General features: G+C 65.4%; 29 protein-coding genes and 1 riboswitch. Of the genes, 9 read left to right on the top strand and 20 right to left on the bottom strand.

Annotation, left to right across the window (positions count from 1 at the left end):
* On the top strand, positions 1 to 495 hold the full coding sequence (locus PGP17_RS11405) for a F0F1 ATP synthase subunit B family protein (protein ID WP_135944040.1): 495 nt from the start codon (positions 1 to 3) through the stop codon (positions 493 to 495).
* A 192-nt stretch (positions 496 to 687) separates the two neighbouring features.
* On the opposite strand, the gene PGP17_RS11400 is transcribed toward PGP17_RS11405, so the two are convergent.
* Positions 688 to 984, bottom strand: a complete 297-nt coding sequence (locus PGP17_RS11400; protein ID WP_270375468.1) for a hypothetical protein — start codon at positions 982 to 984, stop codon at positions 688 to 690.
* A gap of 219 nt (positions 985 to 1,203) precedes the next feature.
* Between PGP17_RS11400 and PGP17_RS11395 the strand changes: the two genes are divergently transcribed.
* On the top strand, positions 1,204 to 2,307 hold the full coding sequence (locus PGP17_RS11395; protein ID WP_270375467.1) for an acyltransferase family protein: 1,104 nt from the start codon (positions 1,204 to 1,206) through the stop codon (positions 2,305 to 2,307).
* Positions 2,308 to 2,310: 3 nt separating this feature from the next.
* Here PGP17_RS11395 and gcvPB read toward each other — a convergent pair whose 3' ends face one another.
* The 7 genes from gcvPB to PGP17_RS11360 all read right to left on the bottom strand — a co-directional run bounded on the left by gcvPB (position 2,311) and on the right by PGP17_RS11360 (position 10,132).
* Complete coding sequence (gcvPB, locus tag PGP17_RS11390) at positions 2,311 to 3,891, bottom strand: aminomethyl-transferring glycine dehydrogenase subunit GcvPB (RefSeq protein ID WP_442915151.1); 1,581 nt, start codon at positions 3,889 to 3,891, stop codon at positions 2,311 to 2,313.
* A 2-nt stretch (positions 3,892 to 3,893) separates the two neighbouring features.
* Positions 3,894 to 5,237, bottom strand: coding sequence for an aminomethyl-transferring glycine dehydrogenase subunit GcvPA (gene gcvPA / locus PGP17_RS11385; RefSeq protein ID WP_270375465.1), 1,344 nt, complete (start codon positions 5,235 to 5,237; stop codon positions 3,894 to 3,896).
* A gap of 9 nt (positions 5,238 to 5,246) precedes the next feature.
* Positions 5,247 to 5,888: an FMN-binding negative transcriptional regulator gene (locus PGP17_RS11380; RefSeq protein ID WP_270375464.1), complete on the bottom strand. Its 642-nt coding sequence runs from the start codon at positions 5,886 to 5,888 to the stop codon at positions 5,247 to 5,249.
* A gap of 6 nt (positions 5,889 to 5,894) precedes the next feature.
* The gene (gcvH, locus tag PGP17_RS11375) at positions 5,895 to 6,266 is read right to left on the bottom strand and encodes a glycine cleavage system protein GcvH (RefSeq protein ID WP_135944046.1); all 372 of its coding nucleotides are present in this window, start codon (positions 6,264 to 6,266) and stop codon (positions 5,895 to 5,897) included.
* Between the two features lie 35 nt (positions 6,267 to 6,301).
* Complete coding sequence (gene gcvT, locus PGP17_RS11370; RefSeq protein WP_270375463.1) at positions 6,302 to 7,399, bottom strand: glycine cleavage system aminomethyltransferase GcvT; 1,098 nt, start codon at positions 7,397 to 7,399, stop codon at positions 6,302 to 6,304.
* 190 nt (positions 7,400 to 7,589) lie between these two features.
* Positions 7,590 to 7,680, bottom strand: a riboswitch (glycine riboswitch).
* Between the two features lie 97 nt (positions 7,681 to 7,777).
* Complete coding sequence (gene argS / locus PGP17_RS11365; RefSeq protein WP_270375462.1) at positions 7,778 to 9,541, bottom strand: arginine--tRNA ligase; 1,764 nt, start codon at positions 9,539 to 9,541, stop codon at positions 7,778 to 7,780.
* Between the two features lie 18 nt (positions 9,542 to 9,559).
* Positions 9,560 to 10,132, bottom strand: coding sequence for a hypothetical protein (locus PGP17_RS11360; RefSeq protein ID WP_135944049.1), 573 nt, complete (start codon positions 10,130 to 10,132; stop codon positions 9,560 to 9,562).
* 137 nt (positions 10,133 to 10,269) lie between these two features.
* Here PGP17_RS11360 and ispH point away from each other — a divergent pair, with 137 nt between their 5' ends.
* Genes ispH through rnhA form a run of 4 tightly spaced genes read left to right on the top strand, consistent with a single transcriptional unit; the run spans position 10,270 to position 12,515 of the window.
* Positions 10,270 to 11,214 carry a 4-hydroxy-3-methylbut-2-enyl diphosphate reductase gene (gene ispH / locus PGP17_RS11355; protein ID WP_270375461.1) on the top strand — a complete coding sequence of 315 codons (945 nt, stop codon included), beginning with the start codon at positions 10,270 to 10,272 and terminating at the stop codon, positions 11,212 to 11,214.
* 49 nt (positions 11,215 to 11,263) lie between these two features.
* On the top strand, positions 11,264 to 11,692 hold the full coding sequence (locus tag PGP17_RS11350; RefSeq protein ID WP_270375460.1) for a DUF1801 domain-containing protein: 429 nt from the start codon (positions 11,264 to 11,266) through the stop codon (positions 11,690 to 11,692).
* Entirely contained in the window at positions 11,689 to 12,063 is a 375-nt protein-coding gene (locus PGP17_RS11345; RefSeq protein WP_270375459.1) for a nuclear transport factor 2 family protein, read from the top strand. The genes PGP17_RS11350 and PGP17_RS11345 overlap by 4 nt, the downstream gene beginning before the upstream one ends.
* Complete coding sequence (rnhA, locus tag PGP17_RS11340) at positions 12,060 to 12,515, top strand: ribonuclease HI (RefSeq protein ID WP_270375458.1); 456 nt, start codon at positions 12,060 to 12,062, stop codon at positions 12,513 to 12,515. Before PGP17_RS11345 ends, rnhA begins: the two co-directional genes overlap by 4 nt.
* Before the next feature lie 8 nt (positions 12,516 to 12,523).
* On the opposite strand, the gene PGP17_RS11335 is transcribed toward rnhA, so the two are convergent.
* Both PGP17_RS11335 and PGP17_RS11330 read right to left on the bottom strand, forming a co-directional pair.
* Entirely contained in the window at positions 12,524 to 13,897 is a 1,374-nt protein-coding gene (locus PGP17_RS11335; RefSeq protein ID WP_270375457.1) for an MBL fold metallo-hydrolase, read from the bottom strand.
* Between the two features lie 189 nt (positions 13,898 to 14,086).
* On the bottom strand, positions 14,087 to 14,569 hold the full coding sequence (locus tag PGP17_RS11330) for a peroxiredoxin (RefSeq protein WP_270375456.1): 483 nt from the start codon (positions 14,567 to 14,569) through the stop codon (positions 14,087 to 14,089).
* A gap of 146 nt (positions 14,570 to 14,715) precedes the next feature.
* Here PGP17_RS11330 and PGP17_RS11325 point away from each other — a divergent pair, with 146 nt between their 5' ends.
* Complete coding sequence (locus PGP17_RS11325; protein WP_270375455.1) at positions 14,716 to 15,297, top strand: YqgE/AlgH family protein; 582 nt, start codon at positions 14,716 to 14,718, stop codon at positions 15,295 to 15,297.
* A 13-nt stretch (positions 15,298 to 15,310) separates the two neighbouring features.
* Here the strand turns inward: PGP17_RS11325 and PGP17_RS11320 are convergent, their stop codons facing one another.
* From PGP17_RS11320 to coxB, 10 genes are all read right to left on the bottom strand, one after another.
* Entirely contained in the window at positions 15,311 to 16,522 is a 1,212-nt protein-coding gene (locus tag PGP17_RS11320; RefSeq protein ID WP_270375454.1) for an EAL domain-containing protein, read from the bottom strand.
* Positions 16,471 to 17,049, bottom strand: a complete 579-nt coding sequence (locus tag PGP17_RS11315) for a GNAT family N-acetyltransferase (RefSeq protein WP_135944058.1) — start codon at positions 17,047 to 17,049, stop codon at positions 16,471 to 16,473. Before PGP17_RS11315 ends, PGP17_RS11320 begins: the two co-directional genes overlap by 52 nt.
* An 87-nt stretch (positions 17,050 to 17,136) precedes the next feature.
* Entirely contained in the window at positions 17,137 to 17,826 is a 690-nt protein-coding gene (locus tag PGP17_RS11310) for an SURF1 family protein (RefSeq protein ID WP_270375453.1), read from the bottom strand.
* Positions 17,827 to 17,835: 9 nt separating this feature from the next.
* Positions 17,836 to 18,207 carry a DUF983 domain-containing protein gene (locus PGP17_RS11305; RefSeq protein ID WP_135944060.1) on the bottom strand — a complete coding sequence of 124 codons (372 nt, stop codon included), beginning with the start codon at positions 18,205 to 18,207 and terminating at the stop codon, positions 17,836 to 17,838.
* A 3-nt stretch (positions 18,208 to 18,210) separates the two neighbouring features.
* Positions 18,211 to 19,104, bottom strand: coding sequence for a cytochrome c oxidase subunit 3 (locus tag PGP17_RS11300; protein WP_135944061.1), 894 nt, complete (start codon positions 19,102 to 19,104; stop codon positions 18,211 to 18,213).
* Between the two features lie 120 nt (positions 19,105 to 19,224).
* Positions 19,225 to 19,806 carry a cytochrome c oxidase assembly protein gene (locus PGP17_RS11295; protein ID WP_135944062.1) on the bottom strand — a complete coding sequence of 194 codons (582 nt, stop codon included), beginning with the start codon at positions 19,804 to 19,806 and terminating at the stop codon, positions 19,225 to 19,227.
* Positions 19,807 to 19,811: 5 nt separating this feature from the next.
* The gene (locus PGP17_RS11290) at positions 19,812 to 20,048 is read right to left on the bottom strand and encodes a hypothetical protein (RefSeq protein ID WP_270375449.1); all 237 of its coding nucleotides are present in this window, start codon (positions 20,046 to 20,048) and stop codon (positions 19,812 to 19,814) included.
* The gene (locus PGP17_RS11285) at positions 20,045 to 21,085 is read right to left on the bottom strand and encodes a heme o synthase (protein ID WP_442915150.1); all 1,041 of its coding nucleotides are present in this window, start codon (positions 21,083 to 21,085) and stop codon (positions 20,045 to 20,047) included. Before PGP17_RS11285 ends, PGP17_RS11290 begins: the two co-directional genes overlap by 4 nt.
* A 25-nt stretch (positions 21,086 to 21,110) precedes the next feature.
* Positions 21,111 to 22,745 (bottom strand): cytochrome c oxidase subunit I, encoded by a 1,635-nt coding sequence (gene ctaD, locus PGP17_RS11280; RefSeq protein ID WP_270375446.1) that lies wholly within the window; start codon positions 22,743 to 22,745, stop codon positions 21,111 to 21,113.
* A gap of 12 nt (positions 22,746 to 22,757) precedes the next feature.
* On the bottom strand, positions 22,758 to 23,627 hold the full coding sequence (gene coxB, locus PGP17_RS11275; protein ID WP_135944066.1) for a cytochrome c oxidase subunit II: 870 nt from the start codon (positions 23,625 to 23,627) through the stop codon (positions 22,758 to 22,760).
* 247 nt (positions 23,628 to 23,874) lie between these two features.
* Here coxB and PGP17_RS11270 point away from each other — a divergent pair, with 247 nt between their 5' ends.
* Both PGP17_RS11270 and tldD read left to right on the top strand, forming a co-directional pair.
* Complete coding sequence (locus PGP17_RS11270) at positions 23,875 to 24,537, top strand: hypothetical protein (RefSeq protein ID WP_270375444.1); 663 nt, start codon at positions 23,875 to 23,877, stop codon at positions 24,535 to 24,537.
* A 91-nt stretch (positions 24,538 to 24,628) separates the two neighbouring features.
* Positions 24,629 to 26,041: a metalloprotease TldD gene (gene tldD / locus PGP17_RS11265; protein ID WP_135944068.1), complete on the top strand. Its 1,413-nt coding sequence runs from the start codon at positions 24,629 to 24,631 to the stop codon at positions 26,039 to 26,041.
* Positions 26,042 to 26,088: the final 47 nt, after the last annotated feature.

The following is a 26,088-nucleotide window of genomic DNA, read 5'->3' as shown; positions in this document are numbered from 1 at the left end:
ATGATGTCGCTTCTGGCCGATACAACTTTCTGGTCCTTCCTGGGCCTGATCGCTTTCTTTGCCTTGCTCTTCTTCATGGGCGTGCACAAGACGGTCGGCAACGCGCTGGACAGCCGGGCCGAGACGATCCGCAAGGAACTCGACGAAGCCCGCCGCCTGCGCGAGGAAGCGCAGGAGCGTCTGGCCTCCTACGAGCGGCGCCAGCAGGAAGCGGCTGACGAGGCCGAGGAGATCATCCGGCAGGCCCGCCAGGAAGCCGAATATCTTCGCAATAACGCGAAGAAGGAAATTGCCCAGCGGATCGAGCGCCGCCGCGCGCTCGCAGAACGCCGGATCGAGCAGGCCGAGGCCAGCGCGATCAAGGAAATCCGCCAGCGGGCCGCCGATCTGGCCGTCGATGCCGCCGGCCAGCTGATGCAGTCCAAGCTCAGCAAGGCCCAGCGCAACGCGATCGTCAAAGACGACCTCGCGGCACTGAAAGACCGGCTGAACTAGATCTGATGATCCCGCCGAAGACAAAAGCCCGGAGCCAATCGCTCCGGGCTTTTTTCATGGGTCTCGCGCCAAGGCACGGGGCGGAGCTCACCCAGGCCCGCCACGTGGCCGCACCCGGCGGCATCTTGGCTGGCGAACCTTATGAATGAACTCGAGATGGAAAGAGAACAGGCTCAGAACCAGCGTCATGCGCTAGCCCGATTTGGCCTCATCGTCGTGATCGCCGCCGAACACATGTTTGACGCGGGACCAGAGCTTGGGGTGACGTTTGAGAAAGCCGGTAATCAGACGATGCGCGCGCCGGGACGTCGCCGCGAGCAGGATCATCGAAACCAGAAAAAGCGGAATGCCCAGAGGAATCGGGCTGATCGTCAACGGAATCGAGATCACCAGAAGGAACAGACCCACGACCGCGCCAATCCCGCGCACAAGCACGAGAAGCACGCCAGCGAGTGGATTGGACCACCTGTCCTTGAAGGGTTCGTTCATCGCCACGCACTTCAGTCCTTCGGTATTACGCGCGCTCTTGCCGCGAACCCACCTTCGCGAAGATGGGGATCAAGGATGAAAGAAGAAAGACCCGGGCGTGTCGAATTCGAGGCCAATCACACAGGCCGTGAGAATCGTATCGCATTGATGCAAAAAGAGCTCAGTTGTTCCGGCTCATCGCGGCGCTAAGCTGCGCGGTCCTCGGTTCGGGAGACGGTCTTGATCGTATCGCGCCTCTACTCAGTCCAGGCCCTGCGGGCGGTGGCGGCGCTCGCTGTGCTGGCCGGGCATCTGGCCCAGAACGAGATCCGCTTCCTCGACGCCCCGCTCCTTCCCGCCTGGTTGCAGGCCGGGGCCAGCGGCGTCGACCTCTTCTTCGTTATCTCCGGCTTCGTCATGGTCTATGTGACCCGCGGCATGGGCCGCGCGGCACCCGCACAGAGCGCGCGCTTCCTCTACCAGCGTGCGGCGCGTATCTATCCGGCCTACTGGCTGTTCACCGGGCTCGTGCTGATCGGGTATCTCGTCATGCCGGGCAGCCTGACGCGCGGGCTCGACGAGCTGAACCTGCTCGCCTCGCTGACCTTGTGGCCGGTCAGCAGCCCGCCCGTGCTCCTCGTCGCCTGGACGCTCATTCACGAGCTGTATTTCTACCTGGTCTTCGCCGGGCTGCTTCTCCTGCCGCGCCGGCTGTTTGTCCCCGCGCTCTCCGTCTGGATCGCGGCCATTCTGGCGGCACACTGGAGCGGCCTGGCCTATTCGGGCGCGGTCGCCGGTCTGGCCTTCCATCCGCTCACGCTGGAGTTCATCGCCGGGTGCGCAATCGGCTTGCTGGTCTGCTCGGGACGGCGCCGGTTCGGCGCGGCGGCGCTTGTGGCCGGGCTTGCCTTATGGGCCGGCTCCTTCGCCTGGCTCGCTCCGGCCGGTCCTGCCGATATCCCCATGGGATGGCTGCGTGTGGGGATATGGGGCGTGCCTGCGGCGCTGACGACCTATGGCGTCGTCACGCTCGAGATCGATCACCGGATGAAGACGCCCGGCCCCCTCGTTGCGCTCGGCGACTGGTCCTACGCGCTCTACCTCGCCCACCTGCCCGTGGTCGCGCTGCTGGTGCGCCTGGTCGACCGTTTCGTGCCGGACACAGGCCCGCTGCCCAATCTGATCTTCATTGCGACCGCCAGCCTCGCCTCCATCGCTGTGGCCGGGCTCACCTTCCGCCTGTTCGAGCGGCCCGTTCTGGCCGTGACACGAAAATGGGGCGACCGGGTCTTCCCGGCCGCCCCATTCCTGCGCGAACCGCCGATTGCGGCCCGGATCTGGTAGCGCCTATTCGGCCGCCTGCGCGGTCTCGTCCTCGCGCCAGGTCAGGACCGGGGACCGCGCCGCGCGCGTCTCGTCAAGACGCTTGGCCGGGGCGTGGACCGGCGCATTCAGGAAACGTCCAGTATCCCCGTCCCGGGCGGCCTCGGTGAGCTTGAGCAGGGTGTCGCAGAAACGATCCAGCCCAGCCTTGCTCTCGGTCTCGGTCGGTTCGATGAGCAGCGCCCCGTGCACGACCAGCGGGAAGTACATCGTCATCGGGTGATAGCCCTCGTCGATCATCGCCTTGGCGAAATCGAGCGTGGAAACGCCGGTATCCTTCAGGAAGGTATCGTCGAACAGCGCCTCGTGCATGCACGTGCCCTCGAACGCGGCCGTCATCTCACCGCGCAGGCGCGCCAGGATGTAGTTGGCGTTCAAGACCGCGTCCTCTGCTACCTGGCGAAGCCCGTCCGAGCCGTGGCTCATCATGTAGGACAGCGCGCGGGTGAACATGCCCATCTGGCCATGGAAGGCGACCAGACGCCCGAACGGCTCGCCGCCGGACAGGTCCTTCGCCTCCTGCTCGTGCTCGACCATGGCCCAGGTCTCGCCATCCTGGATGACGTAGGGCACCGGCACGAAGGGCGCGAGCGCTTCGGAGAAGACGGTGGGGCCGGAGCCCGGCCCGCCGCCGCCATGGGGCGTGGAGAAGGTCTTGTGCAGGTTGATGTGCATCGCATCGATGCCGAGATCGCCCGGACGCACGCGCCCGACAATCGCGTTGAAGTTCGCACCGTCGCAGTAGAAATAGCCGCCGGCCTCGTGGATGAGGTCCGCGATTTCCTTGATGTCGCGCTCGAACAGGCCGCACGTATTCGGGTTGGTCAGCATGATCGCGGCGACGTCGTCGCCCAGCTTCGACTTGAAGACCTCCATGTCGACCCGGCCCGACGCATCGGCGGGGATTTCATCGGTCACGAAGCCGCACTGCACGGCTGTGGCCGGGTTCGTGCCGTGCGCGGATTCCGGCACCAGCACGCGGCGGCGCCCGGTTTCCCCGCGCGCATCCAGCGCGGCGCGGATCGCCATCATGCCGCACAGCTCGCCATGCGCGCCGGCCTTCGGGCTCATCGACACGCACGGCGTGTTCGTCAGCGTCATCAGCCAGTGAGCGAGCTCGCCGATCAGCTCGAACGCACCCTGCACGGTCGATTGCGGCTGCATCGGATGGATGTCGGACAGGCCGGGAAGACGCGCCAGCTTCTCGTTCAGGCGCGGATTATGCTTCATCGTGCACGAACCGAGCGGGTAGAGCCCGAGGTCGATCGCGTAATTCTTGCGCGACAGACGCACATAGTGGCGCATCGTTTCCGGCTCGGAGAGGCCGGGCAGCCCGATCGCCGACTTGCGCTCCAGCCCGTCGAGGCGGGTCTTCAGGCCCTTGGGTTCGGGCAGGTCGACGCCGCAATTGTCGAAATCGCCGCGCTCGAAGATCAGCGGCTCGGCCTGGTCCAGCCCCTTGGAGCCGGAAAACGTCTCGCTATACGCACCCGGATCGGGGGCATGTACGGGGCGGGAGGGGCGTCCTTGCGTGTTCATGGCCATGGTTAGAGCACCTCTTTGAGAGCAGCTTCGAGCGCGTCGAGATCGCCGTCGGTATTGGTTTCGGTCGCGGCAAGGATGAGATGGGTTTCAAACTGGCCCGGATAGAGCCGGCTGGCCGGGACGCCGGCCAGGATGCCGCGCTGGGCCAACGCCTCGACTACCTCTGTGGCCGGACGGGTGAGCTTCACGGTGAATTCGTTGAAGAAGGCGTCGGTGACCAGCTCCACGCCGTCAATCCCGGCCAGGCGATCGGCCAGCTCGATGGCGCGCTCGTGGTTGAGGCGGGCGAGCTGGGTCAGCCCCTTCTCGCCGAGCAGGCTCATATGGATCGTCCAGGCGAGCGCCATCAGCCCGGAATTGGTGCAGATATTCGACGTCGCCTTGTCGCGGCGGATATGCTGTTCGCGCGTCGACAAGGTCAGCACGAAGCCCCGGCGCCCGTCCGCATCCACGGTTTCCCCAGCCAGGCGGCCCGGCATGTTGCGGATGAAGTTGCGGTCGTCGCGGCAGGCGAACAGGCCCACATAAGGCCCGCCAAACTGCAGACCGACACCCAGCGACTGGCCCTCACCCACCACAATGTCCGCGCCCATTTCGCCCGGAGACGTCATCAGGCCCAGGGACACGATTTCGGTCACCACAGCGATCAGCAGAGCGCCCTTGGCATGGGCGGCCTCGGCCAGAGCGGTCAGGTCGCGCACATGGCCGAACACGTCCGGGTTCTGGACCACGATGCAGGCGGTGTCGTCGTCGATATACTTGACCAGATCGTCGGCCCTGCCCGGCGCGGCGCCCTCGGTCTCCACCTCGATGTCCATGTATTTGGCGAGCGTCGCGGTGGCGGCGGAATAGTGCGGATGAAGATTGCCGGACAGCACCGCCTTCTTGCGCTTGGTCACGCGGCTGGCCATCAGCACGGCCTCCGCGCAGGCGGTCGAGCCGTCATACATCGAGGCGTTGGCGACCGCCATGCCGGTCAGGCGCGCGACCTGGGTCTGGAATTCGAACAGGGTCTGCAGCGTGCCTTGGCTGATTTCCGGCTGGTAGGGTGTGTAGGCCGTCAGGAATTCGGAACGCTGGATCAGGTGATCCACCGTGGCCGGCACATGGTGCTTGTAAGCCCCGGCGCCGACGAAGAAGGGCGCTTCCCCGGCTGAAAGATTCTTCCTGGCCATCTTGGCGAAGGCCCGCTCGACCTCCAGCTCGGTCGCCTTGCGCGGCAGGTCGACCGGTCCGTCCAGACGCGCGCTTTCAGGCACATCGGTAAACAGCGCGTCGATAGACGACACACCGATCGTTTCAAGCATTTGGGTCCGGTCGTCCGGAGTCAGGGGCAGATAGCGCATCGTCAACTCTCACCTTCTCGGCAATTCATTCATGTCCGCGGCCACCTGCCGCGCAATTGGATTGGTCCGGCCGGCCAGGGCATCGGCGATGCCCGTAAAGTCGGCCTGCGTCCTGTCCTGGCTCAGCTTCCTGACCAGCGCCGCCTCCCTGACCTCCACGCGAACCGCCACGATCGCGTTGAGCAGGCGCTCGATATAGTCCGGCGGGGCGTCGGTTCGCCGCCACGGCGGGTTCTGGTCGGCCTCCATCTCATCGCTCAAGGCGTCGATGACAGAGATGATCTGATCGCGTCCGGTCTCAAGCGACACGATGCCGCGCGCCTCAGCCGAGCTGTAATTCCACGTCGGGACGGCGCGGCCCGTCTCGGCCTTGCTCGCATACCAGCCCGGAGAGACGTAGGCGTCGGCCCCGGAGAACAGAACCAGTCCTTCAGATGTGCCGTCGAGGACCGGACAGATCGGGTTGGCCCGGGCGACATGGCCGCGCAGCGCCCTCACCTCGCCCTTAGCGCCGCATTCCACGAGCATCGGCGTGCGTGCGGCGATCAGCCCGTCCGGCCCCTGCACCACCAGCGTGGCGAAGCGATGCTGGCGCATGAAAGCAGCCGCCTCCGCGCTGTCGCAGACATAGGCGGGGTGCGGGCTGAACATCGCGATCTAGTCGACGTGTTTCTGGTAGGCTGCTTCGTCCATCAGCGCGTCGAGCTCGGAGGCGTCGGCGACTTCCAGCTTGAAGAACCAGCCCGCGCCGTGCGCGTCTTCATTCACCTTGCCCGGGGCGTCTTCCAGGGCGCCGTTGACCTCGACGACCTTGCCGGAAACCGGCGCATAGATCTCGCTGGCGGCCTTGACCGATTCCACGACCGCGATTTCGTCGCCTTTCTTGAAGGACTTGCCGACTTCAGGAAGCTCGACAAAGACCACGTCGCCCAGCTGTTCGGCTGCGTAGGGCGTGATGCCGACCGTGGCCGGGCCGTCGCCCTCGGTCTTGATCCATTCGTGGTCTTCGGTGAAGCGGGTCTGGCTCATGAAACTCTCCCGTGAGAATGTGAACGTCGAAGGGATCAGCCGCGATAGAAGCGGTGAGCCACAACAGGCATTTTGACGATTTCGGCCGGGCGCGCCTTGCCGCGCACGATCAGCTCGATTTCGGTTCCCGGCTTGGCAAGCTCGGCAGGCACATAGCCCATCCCGATGGGCGCACCCGCGGTCGGGGCGAACCCGCCCGAGGTCGCGATGCCCACGACCGTGCCGTCATGCGCGATCTCGGCGCCTTCGCGGGCCGGGGCCTTGTCTTTCAGCTTGAATCCGACCCGTTTGCGCGAGGCGCCATCCTCGATCTGTTTCAGGATTTTGCGCGCGCCGGGGAAATCGGCGCTGGCGCGGCGCGACTTGGCCACGGCCCAGGTCAGGGACGCCTCGATCGGCGTCGTGGTCTCGTCCATGTCGTGGCCGTAGAGGCAGAGCCCGGCTTCCAGGCGCAGGCTGTCGCGCGCCCCGAGCCCGATCGGCTTGACCCGTTCGTCGTCCAGCAGCAGGCGGGCAATCTCTTCGGCCTGGTGGTTGGGAATGGAAATCTCGAACCCGTCCTCGCCGGTATAGCCCGACCGCGACACGAAGACGTCGGCGCCGTTCAGGGTGAAGCGGCCCGCTTCCATGAAGACCAGCCTGGCGGCGTCCGGGCAGAGGGCTTCCATCACCGCGCCCGCCTTCGGCCCCTGCAGGGCCAGCAGCGCGCGGTCGTTCAGCTCGATGAGTTCGGCCCGGCGTCCGAACCGGTCGCGCATATGGGCAAAATCGGCGCCCTTGGTGGCCGCATTGACGACGACGAAGAAGCCGTCCTCGTCCGGGCGCGACACCATCAGATCGTCCATGATGCCGCCCTCGTCATTGAGCAGCAGCGTGTATTTCTGGGTGCCCGGCTCCAGCTCGGAGAGATCGGCGGTGATCAGCGCTTCCAGCGCCCCGGCCTCACCGGTCACGCGCGCCTGGCCCATGTGGGAGACGTCGAACAGGCCCGCACCCTCACGCGTGTGATTGTGCTCGGCCATGATCCCCTCGAACTGGACCGGCATCTCGTAGCCGGCGAACGGGACCATCTTCCCGCCCAGTTCGACATGCAGGTCGTATAGCGGGGTTCGCAACAGGGGTTGGTCGGTCATGGCATCTCCGGTCCAGACATGTGTTCACGCAGGGGCGAACCGGATTCCGTGACGGAAATCCGGTTGGCGCGCCCCCGCTGTCTGATCGACCTGAGAGATTCCTCGGCCGGGGGCTCACCAGCCCGCGCCGCATGCTCCTTCGGTGGGAGGCGGACGGTCACCCGCTCGCATCCACTTTCCAGCGTCAGCCATATACCTCGCGGTCCTGTTGCCTGAGCGTTTCCGGGGCGGTTGCGCCTTCGGCGCCGGCGTCTTCGGCCGGTCTCTCCCGCAAGGAGGCCTTAGTTTTCGTACCCGGCCCGCTAACGGCCCGGATGCTGCGCCGCAGGGTAGTTTGCCCGGACGCGGAGTCAATCGCGATGGGATGCGGACGCGCCACTACATCCGTTCGGGAGTCTCCAGTCCGATCAGGGACAGCGTCAGTTCCAGCTGCTTGAGCACGGTCTCGGCCAGCGCGAGCCGGCTGGCGCGCACAGACTCGTCCTTTTCCGGCAGAATCGGGCAGGCCGCATAGAAGCTGGAAAACGTCTGGGCCAGCGCGTGGGCGTGATCGCAGATATGGTTCGGGGCGCGCAGCTCATAAGCGCGCGTCAACGCCGCGTCGAAGCCGTCCAGGCGCCGGATCAGCGCGGTCTCTTCCCGCGTGCCCGCAGCGATCTCGCCTGCCTCGAGCCCCTGCTCGGCGGCCTTGCGCATGATCGATTTGATCCGGACGGCCTGATAGAGGAGATACGGACCGGTCTTGCCCTCGAACGAGACGAAGCGGTCGAGCTCGAAGATATAATTCGTCGTGCGGTAATTCTGCAGATCGGCAAAGCGGATCGCGGCATTGGCGACCATGCGCGCCACCCGGTCGAACTCGGCCTCGTCCAGCGTGGCGCCCAGGCCGGCTTCGCTCAGGCGCGCACGGGCCCGGCTATAGGCTTCCTCGATCAGGTCGGCCAGACGGAACGTTCCGCCTGCCCTCGTACGCAGACGCTTGCCGTCCGGCCCGTTCACCGTGCCGAACTTCACGTGCTCCAGCTCGCCTTCGCCGGCGAGGCCGGCCAGGACCGCGGCGCGGAAGACCTGCTCGAAATGGTCGGACTGACCCAGATCGACTACGTAGAGAATCAGGTCGGGATCGTAGTCGCGCCGCCGGTCGAGAATGGTCGCCAGATCGGTGGTCGCGTAGAGCGCGGAGCCCTTCGAGCTGACCAGGATGAGCGGCGCCAGCTCCTTCTTGTCGTCCTCGCGCGCCACGCGGACGATGCGCGCGCCCTCGCTCTCTTCGAGTATCCCCTTTTCCTCGAACAGTGCGATCGTGTCCGGCACCAGGGGATCGACGTCGCTTTCCCCCTTCCACAGATCGAAATGGACACCCAGCGCCTCGAAATCGGCTTTCAGCGCCGCGATCGAGACCTCGATGAAATGGCGCAACAACGCGCGATAGCCCGCGCGGCCGGCCTGAAGCTCGGCGGTCGCGGACCGCGCCCGCGCGGCGCGGGCTTCGTCTTCCTTCGCCCGGGCGGCCGCTTGCGGATAGAGGCGCGACAGATCCTCGATCGTCACCGGCGGCTCGTCCGGGAAAGGCGCCTCGGCGGTCTCGTCGAAATAAACGAGGTCCGGCTGCTCGTCCTGAAGTTCGGTGAGCAGCAAACCCATCTGATAGCCCCAGTCGCCCAGATGGATATCGCTGACCACGCGGTCGCCGCGGAAGCGGAACAGGCGCTGAAGGCTGTCGCCGATAACCGAGGAGCGCAGATGGCCGACATGCATCGGCTTGGCCACGTTCGGTCCGCCGAAGTCGAGCATCACCATGCGCTCGCGCTCCACGCGGCTCGCGCCCAGCCGGTCGTCGGCAGCGATCTGATTGGCCCGGGCGCTGTACAGTCCGGCGGCCGGCGTCAGGTTGATGAAGCCCGGCCCGGCGATTTCGACCTCGATACCGGACTGGCTTAGCAAGAAGTGCGCGACGACCTCTTCGGCAACGGCACGCGGCGCCTTCTTCGCGAGCTTCGCGGCCGCCATTGCGCCATTGCACTGATAGGGCGCCAGGTCGGGGCGGTCGCTCTCGGCGACCTGGCCCAGATCGGCCGGAAGCCCCATAGCGGCGAAGGACGCCCCGAGTGAGGCGCTCAGCGTTTCTGTGATGGAGGTCATATCAAGCGTATCGTCTTGTTAGCTGCCGCTGCCCGCAGTCACGCGGAAACGCTGGCCCGAGCGATTGAATTCGAGCTGCTCTTCGGTCAGTTCGAAGCCCACGATCACCTCGAAGTTCGCACCCGATGTGCTGGCGTCGGCCCGCGGGATCACCATGTTCTCGAATTCCTGCACGAGCTCGACCCGGTCCACGCCAGCGGGAAACTCCACGGTGACGGGATAGACCTGACGCTCGATCACGGCCTGGTCGCGCCGGGTCACGGCGACGAAGTACTGATAGGTGTGTGAACGGCCGCTGGCCGCCGGGCCGCGGCCGAACGCCATGCGGATGCCCATATCCATCGAGATCGGGCTGGCATCGCGGTCGGTATATTCGCAGAAGCTGACCACGTTGAGGATTTCGCCGGTAAACCCGACATTGGAATAGACCACCCCGTCGCCGTGAAAATTGACGACACGGTGGGCGTCGTACAGGGAAAGCGCCGTCGGGCACGGTCCCGGGTTGGGTTGATCGCCTTCGACCACGCCACGCACCGACTGGCAGCCCGTAACGAGCATGGAAAGGCAGATCAGAGCGGCAATGCGGCGCATGAAGCGTCTCCCGAAGACGTAACGTGAATGCTCAAAGCCGGACACGCCCCTTGCGGCGCGCCCGTGCGCTGTTACATCGTCTCTACGATGGCACTGTCCCAAGGGCAACGCCAAGCGCTCCGCCGAGCTGAGAAATCATGACCCGAACGCGCGACCTGACTGTCCTTCTCGCCTCCCCACGCGGCTTCTGCGCCGGTGTGGACCGCGCCATCCAGATCGTGGAGCGCGCACTGGAACGCTATGGCGCTCCCGTCTATGTGCGCCACGAGATCGTGCACAACAAGCATGTGGTCAACCGGCTGAAGGCGATGGGAGCCATCTTCGTGTCGGAGCTGGACCAGTGCCCGGACGACCGGCCGGTAGTCTTCTCCGCGCATGGCGTGCCGCAGCGCGTGCCCCAGGAAGCGGCCAGACGCAACATGCTCTACGTCGACGCGACCTGCCCGCTCGTGTCCAAGGTCCATGTCGAAGCCCAGCGCCATGACCGCACCGGCCGCGAGATCATCCTGATCGGCCATGCCGGCCATCCCGAAGTGATCGGCACGATGGGCCAATTGCCCGAAGGCGCGATCCATCTGGTGGAGACCGTCGAGGATGCCGAGGCCTTCACCCCCGCCGATCCCGACAATCTCGCCTTCGTCACCCAGACCACGCTTTCGGTCGACGATACGGCCGCCATCGTGGAGGTGCTGCAGCGCCGCTTCCCGAACATGGCGGCACCGCACAAGGAAGACATCTGCTACGCCACCACCAACCGCCAGCAGGCGGTGAAGGCCATTGGCGCGCGCGCAGACCTGGTACTCGTGGTCGGCGCGGCGAACTCCTCCAATTCGGTCCGCCTGGTCGAAGTGGCCAAGCGTGCCGGCGCCAGGGCGGCCTATCTCGTCCCCTCGGCCGAGGATGTGGACTGGGCCTGGTTTGACGGGGTCGAGCATGTGGGCGTCAGCGCTGGCGCCAGCGCGCCGGAAGATCTGGTCGAGGACCTGCTCGCCGCAGTCGCCGAACGTTTCACCGTGCGGATCGAAGACGTCAGCGTTGCCGAGGAAGACGTGGTGTTCAAGCTTCCCAAGGAAGTCGCGTGACCACGCCGGGGCCACGGCGCGGCGCCTGAACCTCGGGAGGATGTCGGCAATGTCAGGGAACAAGACCCAGCCAACGGCGCAGAGCGTGGACACTTTTCTCGACGCGGTGGAGCCTGAGCGCAAACGCGAGGAAGCGCGCACGCTGGACGCGCTCTTCCGGCGTGTCACGGGATGGCAGCCGCAGATTTGGGGCCCGTCACTGATCGGCTATGGCATCTATCACTACCGTTACGGGTCCGGACGCGAAGGCGACTTCCTGGCGACCGGCTTCTCGCCGCGCAAGAGCGCTCACTCCATCTACATCCTTCCCGGCTATACCGATTATCAGCCCCTGCTGGACCGGCTCGGCAAGCATAGCCATGGCAAATCATGCCTTTATGTGAAGACGCTGGCCGATATCGACCTTGAAGTTCTGGCCGAACTGATCGAAGCGGGCCTTCGCGATCTGTCCGGGAAGTACGAGGTCAAGCCGACATGAGCGCCAGCCCTGAACAGGTCGTCCGCGCCTGGGTCGATGCCTTCAATGCCGGCGATGTCGACGGGCTGGAACGGCTCTACGCCGAAGACGCCGTCAACCACCAGGTCGCGTACGAACCCCTGCACGGACGCAGCGCCATCCGCGCCCTGTTCGAGCGAGAATTTGCCCGCGCCCGAATGGTTTGCGTGATCGAGAACCTGTTCGTGGATGGCGACCGGGCCATTCTCGAATGGTCCGATCCGCTCGGCCTGCGCGGTTGCGGGATATTCCATGTCGCAGACGGCAGGATCGTCCATCAGCGCGGCTATTTCGACAAGCTCAGCTTCTACCGGGCCCAGGGCCTGCCGCTGGAAAAGGCCCTTGAAGAATGACTCTGGTGACGATTCACACGGACGGCGCGTGTTCGGGCAATCCCGGTCCGGGCGGCTGGGGCGCGCTGCTCGAATGGAACGGCCACGAGAAGGAGATTTCCGGCGCGGAGCCGGAGACGACCAATAACCGTATGGAGCTGATGGCGGCGATCCGGGCGCTCGAAACGCTCAAGCGCGCAAGCAAGGTCCGCCTGGTCACCGACAGCGTCTATGTCCGCGACGGCGTGACGAAGTGGATCCACAACTGGAAGCGCAATGGCTGGAAGACGTCAGCAAAGAAGCCGGTCAAGAATGCCGACCTCTGGCAGCGCCTGGACGAGGCCGCGAAGTGCCACGACATCAAGTGGGAATGGATCAAGGGCCATGCCGGCCACGCGGAGAACGAACGCGCCGACGCGCTGGCCCGCGAGGCCATCGTGACGATGCGCGCCGAGGCGGCGAACCACGGCTAGGGTCGCGCTCAGCGCTCCAGACGGCACCCCAGGGCCTGGCAAGCCGCCATCGAACCCCAGTTCACGCTCACAGCCTCAAATCCGGCGCGCTGAAGCAGGCTGGCCGCGATGGCGGCGCGCTGACCCGAGCCGCAGAACGTGACGATGCGCCTTGTCTGGTCCAGCTCATCGAGGCGGCCGGTCAGCTCGCCGATGAAGATATGCGTCGAGCCTTCGACCCGCGCCTCCTCCACTTCCGGCTTGGAGCGGACGTCGAGCACGGTGAAGTCCGCCTGGCCGTCGAGCGCCGCCTTGAAGTCCGGCCCGTCAATCGCCCCGAAAGTCTCCACCCGCCGTCCGGTCTTCGCCCAGCCGATCACGGCGCCGTTCAGATAGCCCTCGATCCTGTCATAGCCGATCCGGGCAAGGTCGAGCGCCGCGCGTTCGGCCTGCTCCGCGCTCGCAGCGACCAGGCCCAGCGGCGTATCGTAGGGCAGTACCCAGCCGGCAAAGCTGGCGATCATGTCAGCCGGCAGGCAGATCGAGCCCGGCACATGGCCCCCCGCAAAGCTTTCGGCCATGCGCAGGTCGACCACCAGCATCCCTTCCTCCTGCTTGCGGGCGAAGGCATCGACAGGGATCGGTCCCGGCAGGACCGGGCAGACCCGCAAGCCAGGGCCCTCGCTCGCATTCAGCTCTTCCATCTTGCGGAAATAGGGCGGGTAGTCGTGATGCTCGCCCGTCTTGGCTTTGACGAAGGCCTCGCGCGATAGCTGGAGACGGGGGTTATGCGCCTTCTCATAGCCCAGCGTGGAGAAATCGCGCGTCGCCATGCCCTGCCCGCACACGGAGCCGGCCCCGTGGGCGGGATAAACCACTGTCTGGTCGCCGAGCGGCAGAAGCTTCTCGTGCAGGCTATCGTAGAGCAGGTTGGCCACCTCTTCGGCCCGGTCCGGGTAGAAGTCGGTGCGGCCCACATCGTTGACGAAGAGCGCATCGCCGGTGAACACGCCGAGTGCGCTCTCGCCCGTTTCGTGGTGGCGCAGCACCAGCGAGATCGAATCCAGCGTGTGGCCGGGTGTCTCCACGACGGTCAGGCTGGCCTGGCCGAGTTCGACCCGCTTGCCCTCACGCACCATCTGCGCGTAGGGCACGTCATACTCGTCGGTCGTTCCGCGCAGCACCTCGGCCCCGGTGCGGTTGGCCAGGTTCTGCGACCCGGTGAGCAGGTCCTCGTTACGGTGGGTCTCGAAGATGTGGGTGATGGTCACGCCGCGGCGCTGGGCGATGCGTTCGTACACGCGCACATCGCGGCGCGGATCGATCACGGCGGCGCACTGGCCGTCGCCCACCATGTAGGAGAGATGGGCCAGTCCTTCGGTCTTGACGGTCTCGACGAACATCGCGGGGGAAGCTCCCTTCTCAGCATAGCCAGTACGCCGAGAACCCGGACCGCCGGGCGAACGTTCCCGGTCAAAACCGCACACCTCCAGAGCCATTCCTGGGAACCATCCCCGGAGCCGTGTCCAGACACGAAAAACCCCGGGCCGAATCCGGCCCGGGGCAGTCTCGTCAAGCCTGTGGTGGGGGCGCTAGAGGCTATCCAGCATGTGCTCGGCGCTGGAGACCTTGAAGTCGCCCGCTTCCTCGACATGGACTTGCTTGACCACCTTGTCCTCGACCACGAGCGAGAAACGCTGGCCGCGCACGCCCATGCCGAACTTGGAGCCGTCCATCACGAGACCGAGCGCGCGCACGAAGTCGGCATTGCCGTCAGCCAGCATCATGACCTGATCGGACGCGTTCTGGTTCTTGGCCCAGGCATCGAGCACGAAGACATCGTTGACCGCCGTGCACACGATCCGGTCGATTCCCTTGGCCTTGAGCTCGCTGGCCTTCTCGATGAAGCCCGGCAGGTGCTTGGCCGAGCAGGTCGGGGTGAACGCGCCCGGAACCGAGAACAGCGCCACGGTGCGGCCCTTGAAGACGTCATCGGTGCTGGCCGGCGTCGGGCCGTCGGGCGTCATGGTCATGAAAGTCACGTCGGGAAGCGTATCGCCTACCTGGATCACCATCGTCAAAACTCCGCTTGAAACATCGCTTTCCCGAACCGGCGGCACGGGATGTCACTCCACAGATAGAGGCGCGCCCCCTCTGCGCCAAGCCACGGCGCACTGCACCGGCTCTGGACAAGACAGGGCCGCGTGCCGAGACTGGACCCATGACAGAGGACACGCACCACAAGCCCGACTATCTGACCGGACGCCTGCTGATTGCCAGTCCGGCCATCGGCGATCCGCGCTTTGACCGGTCCGTCGTGCTGGTTTGCGCACATTCCAATGACAGCGCGATGGGGCTCGTGGTCAACAAGCCGATGGACGCCCTGCGCCTGCCGACCCTGTTCGAGCAGCTGGGTGTCACCTCCGAAATCGAAGCGCCCGATCAGGCCGTGCTCTTCGGCGGGCCGATCGATCGCGACCGCGGATTTGTCCTGCACACCGACGACTATGCCAGCGACGAGACCACGCTCGGCATCGGCCCCGGCGTCGGCCTGACGGCCACCAAGGATATTCTCGAGGCGATCGCCTCTTCCACACCGCCGCGCCGTTGCCTTCTGGCGCTGGGCTATGCGGGATGGACCGAGGGCCAGCTGGAAGACGAGATCGGCTCAAACGCCTGGCTCGTCGTCGATCCGGACGAGGACCTGCTCTTCGACGAGGATTTCGACCGCAAGTGGGAGAAGGCGCTGGGCAAGCTGGGCATTGCGCCGGAGTTTCTGAGCGCGTCGAGCGGACACGCCTGAACACGGCGCCCGATCAGGCCGCCGGGCCCGCGAAGCGCCCGCTGGCCCCTTCGATGATCCAGGCTTCAGCCTCGTCGGCGGGCACCGCGCTGCCGAACTGGAAGCCCTGCGCGAACCGGACGCCTTGCTGGCGCACAGCGTCCGCGCTCGCCGCGCTCTCCACGCCCTCGGCGACCACATCCATCTCACAGGCGCGCGCCAGCTCCACGATGGAGGTGACGATGGAGCGCGCCTGCGGATTGCGGTCCGGGGCGCTGCCCAGCGCGCGAATGAAATACTGGTCGATCTTCAGCACGTCGAAAGGCAGCTGGTCCAGACGCGCGAGCGAGGAATACCCCGTCCCGAAATCGTCGATCACCAGGCAGATACCGGCCTCTTTGAGCGCCTGGCAGGCCAGCACGACGGCCTCCGGGGCCAGCATCAGCTCGCTCTCGTTGATTTCCAGCTTGAACCGGTCGCGCGGTATGCCCGCCGCATCGATTGTCTCGATCAGGGCGCGCACGAAGCCAGGGGCGGAAACCTCGCCCGCCGTGGCGTTCACGGCGATATAAAGCCCGCCCAGCTCCAGCCCGGCCTGCTGCCAGGCCGCCAGGTCGCGGATCGCGCCTTCTCGGATACGCGTCCCGACTTCGGCGATCAGATTCATCTCCGCAGCCAGCGGCAGGAAGTCATCCGGCGCCACGAGCGATTCGCCGGGCCGGCGCCATCTTGCCAGGGCCTCGAACCCGGCCAGACGCCCCGAGTCCAGGTCGATGATGGGCTGGTAGAAGGGTATGACGCGCCCGGCCTGCAGGTCGCGCGTCAGATCCGCTTCGCGGTCGAGTTTCTCGGTCCCGCCGCGCGGCGCCGCGCCGGCGATCAGCAGCATTCCCTCGAAGACGCCATCGCGGGTGCGCCCGGTCAGACGCACATGACGGACATGGCGGTCCTCGCCGACCAGGCGCAGGCGCACATCCACCGGCCCGGCCCTGTACAGCCCGTCGAAGGCGTGGGCGTCGGTCTGGGCAATCTGGGCCCTGAGACTGGAAAGATGCGCCGCGCGTTGAGTCGCAGTGATACCGAACGGCGCCGCATCACCCTCGACCGCGAGCGCGCCGGAGTCCAGTTGCGCCCGTAGCGCGATGGCGCCCGCGGCCCTGGCGGCGGCGGCGAACAGGTCCGCGCCCTGGGTCATCAGCGGATCGGGTCGTCCTTCAGAATCGCGAATTTCAGATGGTCGTGCCATTCGCCGTGGATTTTCAGATATTTGCGCGCAACCCCCTCCGGCGTAAAACCGATCGACAGGAGCAGGGCGCGCGAGGCCTCGTTCTCCGGCCGGGTCGCCGCCTCGATCCGGTGCAGCTTCAGAGTTTCGAACGCGTAGGACAACACGCGGCGCACGGCTGCCCGCGTATGGCCGCGGCGCTGATAGGGCATGCCGATCCAGTATCCCAGATCCGCCGTCTGCAGCACGCCCCGTCGGACATTGTTCAAATTGCACGCACCGAGAAGCACGTCGTCGCTGGCGCGGAAGATGAAGAAGGGAAAGCCCTGCCCGCTCTCGATATCGCTCTGGTAGCGGCGCAGGCGGCGCTTGAAGGCGGAGCGGGTCAGCTCGTCTTCGGCCCAGGCCGGTTCCCACTGCTCGGTATGGCGGCGGCTCGCAAAGCGCAGCTTGGCCCAGCTGTCATAGTCGTCCAGGCTGGGATGGCGCAGACAGATGTTCTCGCTGTAGAGAATTGTTTCCGGATTGTCGTCCCGCCACAGTGCCACGACCCGCCTCCCTCTTTATTCCCATCATCGGGTTTTCGCAGCACGCAGTCACGCGGAAAACCGGCTCAGGCAAATGACTGTACCCGTTCAGTCTTTCGATCGCGTGAATATCAGCCGGCCGCGTGCAATGTGCAATGCCAGGTAGACCCCGATCAGCGCAGCGGCGAGACCGAACCAGGTAATGGCATAGCCATAATGGCGCGAGGGCGGGGTCTGGGACAGGTGGGGCGGCAGGCTCTGCGCACCTCGCGCGACCAGAACGTCGCCGCTGGGCGTGCCCGACTGCGCGAGACGGGCGGCCATCGCTTCGGGGGCGAGCGTATAGAACTCGTTGGCCTGCGGACTATTGGCGGGCGTGAACATGCCCGTTCCCGGGGCGCGGGAAAGCCTGAACTCGCCGGTCGCCGCTCGCACGTCCCCGTTCAGGGGTTCAAAGCCGGTTTCGACCAGCACCGTGTCGTAGCCCTCGGCACAGTCCGGCGCGTCCACCGGGCGAAGCAGGCGCCAGCCGGGGCGGTTGCCCGCGTCCACGCCGTACAGACGCACGGCCTCGCCGCTCGGCTCCTGCTCCAGCGCCACCCGCTGACCGGCCACCACCTCATCGCCGCATAACAGCGTCTCGAGATCGGCCGGCGGGCGCAGGCCCGCAGCAAGGTAGGAGTCGGTTTCGGCGCGTTTCCAGGCGGCGCGTTCCAGTTGCCAGCTTCCCAGCCAGACCAGGAGGGCGAGCGCAGGCAGGGTGAACAGCGTGAGCACGAGGAGCGGACGAAACTTCATCGCGGTCCCTTACTCATCTCCGTCCTCGTCCAGCCGGGCTTCCCGGGCGCTATGCTTGTACTGGAGGGCAAACATCACGCCCTTGAACGGGCGCAGGAACCAGAGGCTCAACCCGATTACCACCGGAATCCAGATGATGAGATGAACCCAGGTCGGCGGCGCGAGCCAGAGATGTAGCAGAAGCGCGAGCGGGACCACGATTGCACCGACGAGGAACATGATGAAGACGGCCGGCCCGTCCCCCGCATCCTCGCCGGAAAAATCGAGCCCGCAGGTCTCGCACTCCGGCGCAATGGTCAGGAAGCCCTCGAACAAGCGCCCTTCCCCGCAGCGCGGACACCGTCCCGCGAGACCTGCAGAGAAGGGGCTGGGTTCGGTCATGGTCTAGTGAGCGACCTGTCCGGCGAAGACCACATAGACAAAGGCGAACAGGAACAGCCAGACGACGTCCACGAAGTGCCAGTACCAGGCGGCGGCTTCGAAGCCGAAATGCTTCTGCGGCGTGAAGTGGCCGGCCATGAGGCGCAGCAGGCAGACCAGCAGGAATACCGTCCCGATGACCACGTGTGCCCCGTGGAAACCGGTCGCCATGAAGAAGGATGCGCCGTAGAGCGATCCGCCGAACCCGAAATGGGCATGGGCGTATTCGTAGACCTGCAGCGAGGTGAAGCACAGGCCCAGCAGGACCGTCAGCAGGAGGCCGATCTTGGCGCCCTTGCGGTCACCGTGCTGGAGCGCGTGGTGCGCCCAGGTGACCGTCGTGCCCGACAGGAGCAGGATCATCGTGTTGATCAGCGGCAGGTGGAAGGGATCGAAGGTTTCGATTCCCGGCGGCGGCCAGCTTTCCCACGCCGAGAAGTCGACGCCGATCGCCTCGCCGGTCCAGGTCGCGCCCGCGCGCGCCTCGTGGAAGAGCGCCATCTCGAAGAAGGCCCAGAACCAGGCCACGAAGAACATCACCTCAGAGACGATGAACAGGATCATGCCGTAGCGCAGGCCGATATCGACGACGGGCGTGTGGTCTCCGCGGCGTGATTCCTTGATCACGTCGGTCCACCAGCCGATCATCGTGTATGCCACGATCAGGAAGCCGAGGCCCAGCAGCCACCAGGATCCGTCCTGGAGGAAGAAATAGGCCCAGCTCTCTTCATTGCTGGACAGGCCCTTCATCTGGACGACAGCGCCCAGAGCCATGACAAAGGCGCCGAGCGAGCCGGTAAAGGGCCACGGGCTCGGTTCTACCAGATGATAGTCGTGTTTAACGGCTCCGCCGGCCATGGTGCTCTCCTGCAAGTCCCAGTCTTACGGGGGTTTGACCGCACCTATAGCGGCGCCCTTGCCCCCTATCAATTCCTTCGCGCTGTCCGGCTTTGCCGGGTCAGCAGTTTCTCTGGCGCGTCAGCGCGTCTGCCCTGCCGCGTTTTCGGGCGCGGCGCGGTCACGATCGCGGCCTGCCTCCCAGAACGTATAGGACAAGGTGATGGTGCGCACATCGTCCAGGCTTTCTTCTTCATCCATCAAGGGATCGACGAAGAAGAGGACGGGCATGTCCATCGATTCGCCCGGCTGCAAAGTCTGCTCGGTAAAGCAGAAGCATTCCAGCTTGGAAAAATAAGGCGCCGTCTTGAACGGGGTGACGTTATAGGTGGCCACGCCGGTGATCGGGCGGTCCGAGGTATTCGTCGCCCGGTAGAAGGCCAGCGCCGTCTCGCCCAGCTGCAGCTCCATCGAGCGCTGCTGGGGTTCGAACTCCCAGGGAAAACCGCGCGCCATGGAGGCGTCGAACCGCACCGTCACCGAGCGGTCGATGATCTGCCCGGCATCGTACTGGGCCACCTGCGTGGTTCCGCCATAACCGGTCACCCGGCAGAACAGGTCATAGAGCGGCACCGCCGCATAGGCGGCACCGACCATGCCGACCGCAGCAACCGCGCACACGGTCAGGACGCGCAGATTCTTGTCGGCAGGAAGCAGGCGCATCGCTCTCAGCCCCCTGCGGAAATGTTCGAGGCCAGGCGCATCACGGTGATCGAGAAGATCAGCACCACGAACGCGACCAAACCAAAGGCGATCGCGAGATTGCGCTTGTTGCGCTGGGCCTTCTCCTGCGCGCTCAGATCGGTGCGCTCCACAGGGTTGACGGCGCCCGGGCCGTCCGCGTGCGCGCCGGTCTGCGTCTCATCGCTCCCGTGGGTCTCTGGCGAATCGCCGGGGTGTGTCATCCAATCCATCCAATACGGCTGAGCGGAACATATAGACCGGCTCCGTGCTCGACGAGCAATGCGGCGAAAAGAAGCGACAGGTGCGCGATCGAGTAGGCAAACAGGTCGCGCGCAGCCTTGTCGCCGGCCCGCACGGCATAAAGCTCGTCTTCTGCGGCGTTCGCCTCGCCCGCTTTCGACATCAGCACGCGCAGGGCGAGCAGGAAGAAGAGTCCGCCCCCGGCCACCACGGCGACGCCATAGCCGATGCCGCCGAGCCCGGTCACCAGCGGGGCGGCGGTCGCGGCCAGATAGGCCAGCGTGTAGATCATGATCTGGATGCGGGTGGATCTGGCGCCCTTGGCCACCGGCATCATCGGCACGCCGGCCGCGGCATAGTCGCCCGACTTGTAGAGCGCCAGCGCCCAGCTATGGGGCGGCGTCCACAGGAAGATGATCGCGAAGAGCAGGATCGAGTTCAGCTCGACCCCGCCGGTTACCGCGGCCCAGCCGATCATGGGCGGGAACGCCCCGGCCGCGCCGCCGATCACGATGTTCTGCGGCGTGCTGCGCTTGAGCCAGACCGTGTAGACCAGCCCGTAGAATGCGATGGAGAAGGCCAGCAAGCCCGCCGCGACATAGTTCGTCGCCATGGCCATCACCAGCACCGACATCATCGCGAAGACAATGCCGTAGGTATAGGCCTCCGAGACCGGCACGATCCCGCGCGCGACCGGGCGCAGACGTGTGCGCCGCATGACCGCGTCGATATCGGCATCGTAAGCCATGTTGATGGCCCCGGCCGCCCCGGCCCCGACGGCCAGCGCGAACACGGCGATGATGGCGGCAAACAGGTTGATCTCACCCGGCGCCGCCACCAGGCCGGCCAGCCCGGTGAACACCACCAGCGTCATGACGCGCGGCTTCATCAGGTCGAAATAGTCGCGCGGCCCCGCGATCGCGGCGGACGGGCCCGATTTCGTTTCGTTCTGAAACGGCGGGGGCGACGCCGCATGTGCAGCGCCGCCCTCGCTTTTATCGACAGAGCTTGGGGTCAAAAAAGCCCTCTGGCTTGAGCGCCGCCTACTTGATTTTCGGCAGCTCGTTGAACTGGTGGAAGGGCGGCGGAGAGGACAGCGTCCACTCCAGCGTGGTTGCGCCTTCACCCCACGGATTGGCTTCCGCCGGCCGGCGGCGGATGGCCGCTTCGATCAGCAGGACGAAGAACACCACCATGCCGACAGCCATGATCACGTAGCCCCACGAGGACACCATGTTCCAGAAGGCGTAGCCGTCCGGATAGTCCACGTAGCGGCGCGGCATGCCGGCCAGGCCCAGGAAGTGCTGCGGGAAGAAGATGATGTTCGCGCCGGCAAAGAACAGCCAGAACTGGATACGGGCCAGCACCGAGTTGTACTTCACGCCCCAGATCTTCTCGAACCAGTAGTAGAAACCGGCAAAGATCGAGAACACCGCACCCAGGCTCAGCACGTAGTGGAAGTGTGCCACCACGTAATAGGTGTCGTGCAGGGACTGGTCGACGCCGGCATTGGCCAGCATCACGCCGGTCACACCGCCCACGGTGAACAGGAAGATAAAGCCGATCGCCCACAGCATCGGCGTGCGGAAGGAAATCGAGCCGCCCCACATCGTCGCGATCCACGAGAAGATCTTGATGCCGGTGGGCACCGCGATGATCATCGTCGCCGCCACGAAATAGGCCTTCAGGTTCACGTTCAGGCCGACCGTATACATGTGGTGCGCCCACACGATGAAGCCGATGAAGCCGATGGCGACCATGGCGTAGGCCATGCCCAGATAGCCGAAGACCGGCTTTTTGGAGAAGGTCGACACGATGTGGCTGATGATGCCGAAGCCCGGCAGGATCAGGATGTAGACTTCCGGGTGACCGAAGAACCAGAACAGGTGCTGGAACATGACCGGGTCGCCGCCGCCGGCCGGATCGAAGAAGGTCGTTCCGAAGTTGCGGTCGGTCAGCAGCATGGTCAGCGCACCGGCCAGGACCGGCAGCGAGAGCAGCAAGAGGAAGGCAGTCACAAGCACCGACCAGGCAAAGAGCGGCATCTTGTGGATGGTCATGCCCGGCGCGCGCATGTTGAAGATCGTGGTGATGAAGTTGATCGCGCCCAGGATCGAGCTGATGCCCGCGATGTGCAGGGACAGGATCAGCAGGTCCATGGCCGGCCCGTTATGGCCGGTGGTCGACAAGGGCGGGTAGAGCACCCAGCCGCCGCCGAACCCGTTCTCGCCCCCCGTGCCCGGCACGAACATGGAGAGCAGCGCCAGCGCGAAGGAGAAGGGCAGAAGCCAGAACGAGATGTTGTTCATGCGCGGGAACGCCATGTCCGGCGCCCCGATCATCAGCGGCACGAACCAGTTGCCGAAACCGCCGATCATGGCCGGCATGACCATGAAGAAGATCATGATCAGGCCGTGCATCGTCGTCACGACGTTATAGTTGTGCTCGTTGCCGAAAATGGCGCCCCAGCCGGTATTCTGGCCGGTGAAGACCTGAAGACCCGGCTCGGCCAGTTCCCAGCGGATGAGGCCGGAGAGGCCGCCACCAATGACCCCCGCCACGATGGCGAAGATCAGGTACATCGTGCCGATGTCCTTGTGGTTGGTGGAGAAGACCCAGCGTTTCCAGTCCCACATGGACGGCGTGTGATCGTGTTGGACAGCAGATTCAGCTGACATGATTGCCTCTCCTTACTCGGCCGCGGCGAGACGGGTCTCGCGCGCCGTTGCATCGTAGTGGGCCGCGAGCACGCTCGGTGCTTCGTACGGATCCTCGTTCGCCGCGGCGACCCAGGCGTCGAACACGTCCTGGGGAACGACATGGATCTCGATCGGCATGAAGGCGTGGCGCAGGCCGCACAGCTCCGAACACTGGCCGTAATAGATGCCGATATCCTCGTCGCCGACTTCAAACCAGGTCTCGTTCAGGCGGCCGGGAATGGCGTCCATCTTGATGCCGAAGGAGGGCATCGCCCAGTTGTGGATCACGTCCGAGGCAGTGACTTCCACACGCACCGTGGCGCCCGCCGGAACGACGACAGGCAGGTCGGTGGCGAGCAGACGCGGCTGGCCGGGCGCCAGCTCTTCTTCAGGCAGCATGTTGGCCACGTAGGAGAATCCGCCGTGGTCGGGATACTCGTAGCTCCAGTTCCACTGGTTGCCGGTCGCCTTGATGGTGAAATCGCTCTCCGGGATCACGTCCTGGAAATACAGAAGCTGGAAGGAGGGAACGGCGATCACCACGAGGATGATGACCGGCACCGCCGTCCACACGACTTCGACCAGCGTGTTGTGGCTGAACCGGCCCGCCGTCGGGTTCGATTTCGCGTTGTAGCGAATCATCACCCAGGCCAGCAGCGCCACCACGACCAGGGTGATGGCCGCGATGAGCCAGAACACCATTGAGTGGAAGGCGGTGATGTTTTCCATGATCGGGGTCACGGCTTGCTGGAAGCCGATCTGTCCGTCGCGGGCATAAACCTGATTCGGCGTCGCGGATGCGGACCCGGTCACCAGGACGAAAAGCGAAGCGAGTGCTCCAAGAGCGGCCTTCAAGCGCATGACTCCCCCGAAGGTTTGATACAGGACGACGGCGGTACTTCCCGTCAATTGCGGCGGAATATAGAGCGCCAACCGCTGGCTGTCAGGGCGCTTTAAGCGCCTTTTTGTCGCAACCCGCAAGGTTTTTTCAGCAGCATTGCCGGACCCTCGGGTTTCAGTTGCAGTCTTAACTAGGTCTTTACCCGCTTGGTTCGAGCCGCCTCCTGTTGTTACAGTGAGGCCGGGTTGTTGAACGAGGGGCATAACCATGACGACGCGTGAGCGCAAGCTACGGTCTTTTAAAGTCTTTTCTGAAACGGTTATCGGCGCTGCAGGCGGTCTCCTCAGTGCTTTGGTACTGGCCGCCATCCTCGTCCTGATCGTTTCCGGTCGAGGCTACGGCCAGCCGGTCTCGGCCACGAACCAGGCGCAACCCGCGCCCGACGGCCCCCGGACGGAGTGCGAATCGGGGGCACGCACCGAGCGCGGCGATGCGCGGGCGCTGGGCGCCTGCGATATCCTGCTGCGCGACACGAGACTTTCGGAAAGCGAGCGCGGACAGGTCCTCGTCAATCGCGCGGTCAATCAGATTCGCCGCGGCAATGCGCCCGCCGCCCTCACCGATCTCGACCAGGCCGCGGACCTGCTGCCCCAGTCAGGCGCCGTTGCGCTGAACCGCGCCGCGGCCCTCATCGAGCTTCGCCGCTACCAGGACGCCGAAGAGGCCGCCAACCACGCCCTCTCCCAGACGCTGAACGAACCGGCGCTGGCCTGGCTCAACCTGGCGATCGCGCTCGAAGGCCAGGACCGGTTTCACGAGGCGCGCGACGCCTATCTCGAGGCCGCCGAACTCGATGGCGGCCAGAACGCGCTCATCGCCCGCCAGCCAGCCCGCTTCGACGCGCTCCCGCCGGCAGACGCAGACCGCTAGCCTCGCCGCGACCGGCAAAATACAGGGCGTGCCCTCGCATCGGGGGTGTGAAGGCTTTATGTCTTGAGCAATCTCAAGGATGGAGCCTTCCATGACCGCCAATCCCTTCGCCGCCTTCGATTTCGACGCCGACGATGCCCGCCAGGTCCTGGCGGACAATCTGGACGGCGCCGATGACGGCGAACTCTTCCTGGAAACGGCGACATCGGAATCGCTCGCATTCGACGATGGCCGGCTGAAGATCGCCAATTTCGATTCCGAGCGCGGCTACGGCCTGCGCGGCGTGTTTGGCGAGACCACCGGCTTTGCCCATTCCAACGATAGCGGCCTGGCCGCCCTGCGCCGCGCCGGCGAGACGGCTGCGGCCGCGCGCAAGGGGCGCAGCGCCATCATGGCTCCGCCCCCGCCGGGCACCAACATCAAGCTCTATGACGATGTCGATGTGATCGGCCAGCCCGGCTTCGAGGCCAAGGCAAAGCTGCTTGCCGAAATCGATGCCTATTGCCGCGCCCGCGACAGCGAGGTCGTCCAGGTCTCCTGCTCGCTCTCCAGCGAACGCCGCGTGATCGGCATCGTGCGCGCCGATGGCGATGTGCGCGCCGATGTGCGCCCGCTCGTGCGCCTGAACGTCTCGGTCACCGTGGAACGCAAGGGTCGCCGGGAAACCGGCTCGGCCGGAGCCGGCGGACGCGCGGAATTCGAGCGCTGGCTCGCGCCCGATGCCTGGAAATCGCTCGCCGACGAAGCCCTGCGGGTGGCCAAGGTCAATGTCGAGGCCGTCGATGCGCCGTCGGGCGAATGGGAAGTCGTGCTCGGCGCCGGCTGGCCGGCCATTCTTCTGCACGAGGCGGTGGGACACGGTCTGGAAGGCGATTTCAATCGCAAGGGCACCAGCGCCTTTTCCGGCCGCGTCGGAGAGCAGGTCGCCGCCAAGGGCGTCACCGTCATCGATGACGGCACGATCTCCGAGCGCCGCGGTTCGCTGAGCTTCGATGACGAAGGCACCCCGACCCGGCGCACGACGCTGATCGAGGACGGCGTGCTCGTCGGCTATATGCAGGATCGCCAGAATGCGCGCCTGATGGGCGTGGAGCCGACCGGCAATGGCCGCCGGGAGAACTATGCCCACGCGCCCATGCCGCGGATGACCAATACCATCATGACCGCCGGCAATGACGATCCCGACGAGATCGTGGCCAGCCTGAAGGACGGCATCTGGGCGAAGAATTTCGGCGGCGGCCAGGTCGACATCACCTCCGGCAAATTCGTCTTCCGCTGCACCGAGGCCTACCGGGTCAAGAACGGCAAGGTGGTCGAACCGATCAAGGGTGCCACCCTGATCGGTGACGGCCCCAGCGCGCTCACCCAGGTCTCGATGGTCGGTAATGACTTCATGATGGATCCCGGCGTCGGCACCTGCGGCAAGGCCGGTCAGGGCGTGCCGGTGGGCGTCGGCCAGCCCACGATCAAGATCAAGGGCCTGACTGTCGGCGGCGCGGGCTGACTTTCCCCTGCATGAAATTGTAGAAAGCTTACCGTGTAGTAACTTGG

The sequence above is a fragment of the Marinicauda sp. Alg238-R41 genome, assembly GCF_947331485.1.
In the GTDB taxonomy this organism is placed as follows: Bacteria; Pseudomonadota; Alphaproteobacteria; order Caulobacterales; family Maricaulaceae; genus Marinicauda; species Marinicauda pacifica.
The sequence above is the reverse complement of the archived record's forward strand: the minus strand, read 5'-3'. Positions and strand labels throughout refer to the sequence as shown.

Coding starts and splice junctions, on each gene's coding strand:
- PGP17_RS11295 (WP_135944062.1), bottom strand. CDS start 19,806: ATGCGCCTGCTTCCTGCCGACAAGAATCTGCGCGTCCTGACCGTGTGC.
- PGP17_RS11310 (WP_270375453.1), bottom strand. CDS start 17,826: ATGAAGTTTCGTCCGCTCCTCGTGCTCACGCTGTTCACCCTGCCTGCG.
- PGP17_RS11405 (WP_135944040.1), top strand. CDS start 1: ATGATGTCGCTTCTGGCCGATACAACTTTCTGGTCCTTCCTGGGCCTG.
- PGP17_RS11400 (WP_270375468.1), bottom strand. CDS start 984: ATGAACGAACCCTTCAAGGACAGGTGGTCCAATCCACTCGCTGGCGTG.
- PGP17_RS11325 (WP_270375455.1), top strand. CDS start 14,716: ATGACAGAGGACACGCACCACAAGCCCGACTATCTGACCGGACGCCTG.
- PGP17_RS11380 (WP_270375464.1), bottom strand. CDS start 5,888: ATGTTCAGCCCGCACCCCGCCTATGTCTGCGACAGCGCGGAGGCGGCT.
- gcvT (WP_270375463.1), bottom strand. CDS start 7,399: ATGACCGACCAACCCCTGTTGCGAACCCCGCTATACGACCTGCATGTC.
- PGP17_RS11330 (WP_270375456.1), bottom strand. CDS start 14,569: ATGGTGATCCAGGTAGGCGATACGCTTCCCGACGTGACTTTCATGACC.
- PGP17_RS11270 (WP_270375444.1), top strand. CDS start 23,875: ATGACGACGCGTGAGCGCAAGCTACGGTCTTTTAAAGTCTTTTCTGAA.
- rnhA (WP_270375458.1), top strand. CDS start 12,060: ATGACTCTGGTGACGATTCACACGGACGGCGCGTGTTCGGGCAATCCC.
- PGP17_RS11300 (WP_135944061.1), bottom strand. CDS start 19,104: ATGGCCGGCGGAGCCGTTAAACACGACTATCATCTGGTAGAACCGAGC.
- PGP17_RS11305 (WP_135944060.1), bottom strand. CDS start 18,207: ATGACCGAACCCAGCCCCTTCTCTGCAGGTCTCGCGGGACGGTGTCCG.
- coxB (WP_135944066.1), bottom strand. CDS start 23,627: ATGCGCTTGAAGGCCGCTCTTGGAGCACTCGCTTCGCTTTTCGTCCTG.
- ispH (WP_270375461.1), top strand. CDS start 10,270: ATGACCCGAACGCGCGACCTGACTGTCCTTCTCGCCTCCCCACGCGGC.
- argS (WP_270375462.1), bottom strand. CDS start 9,541: ATGACCTCCATCACAGAAACGCTGAGCGCCTCACTCGGGGCGTCCTTC.
- gcvPA (WP_270375465.1), bottom strand. CDS start 5,237: ATGCGCTATCTGCCCCTGACTCCGGACGACCGGACCCAAATGCTTGAA.
- PGP17_RS11335 (WP_270375457.1), bottom strand. CDS start 13,897: ATGTTCGTCGAGACCGTCAAGACCGAAGGACTGGCCCATCTCTCCTAC.
- PGP17_RS11290 (WP_270375449.1), bottom strand. CDS start 20,048: ATGACACACCCCGGCGATTCGCCAGAGACCCACGGGAGCGATGAGACG.
- gcvH (WP_135944046.1), bottom strand. CDS start 6,266: ATGAGCCAGACCCGCTTCACCGAAGACCACGAATGGATCAAGACCGAG.
- PGP17_RS11345 (WP_270375459.1), top strand. CDS start 11,689: ATGAGCGCCAGCCCTGAACAGGTCGTCCGCGCCTGGGTCGATGCCTTC.
- gcvPB (WP_442915151.1), bottom strand. CDS start 3,891: ATGGCCATGAACACGCAAGGACGCCCCTCCCGCCCCGTACATGCCCCC.
- ctaD (WP_270375446.1), bottom strand. CDS start 22,745: ATGTCAGCTGAATCTGCTGTCCAACACGATCACACGCCGTCCATGTGG.
- PGP17_RS11320 (WP_270375454.1), bottom strand. CDS start 16,522: ATGGCACGACCATCTGAAATTCGCGATTCTGAAGGACGACCCGATCCG.
- PGP17_RS11360 (WP_135944049.1), bottom strand. CDS start 10,132: ATGCGCCGCATTGCCGCTCTGATCTGCCTTTCCATGCTCGTTACGGGC.
- PGP17_RS11350 (WP_270375460.1), top strand. CDS start 11,264: ATGTCAGGGAACAAGACCCAGCCAACGGCGCAGAGCGTGGACACTTTT.
- tldD (WP_135944068.1), top strand. CDS start 24,629: ATGACCGCCAATCCCTTCGCCGCCTTCGATTTCGACGCCGACGATGCC.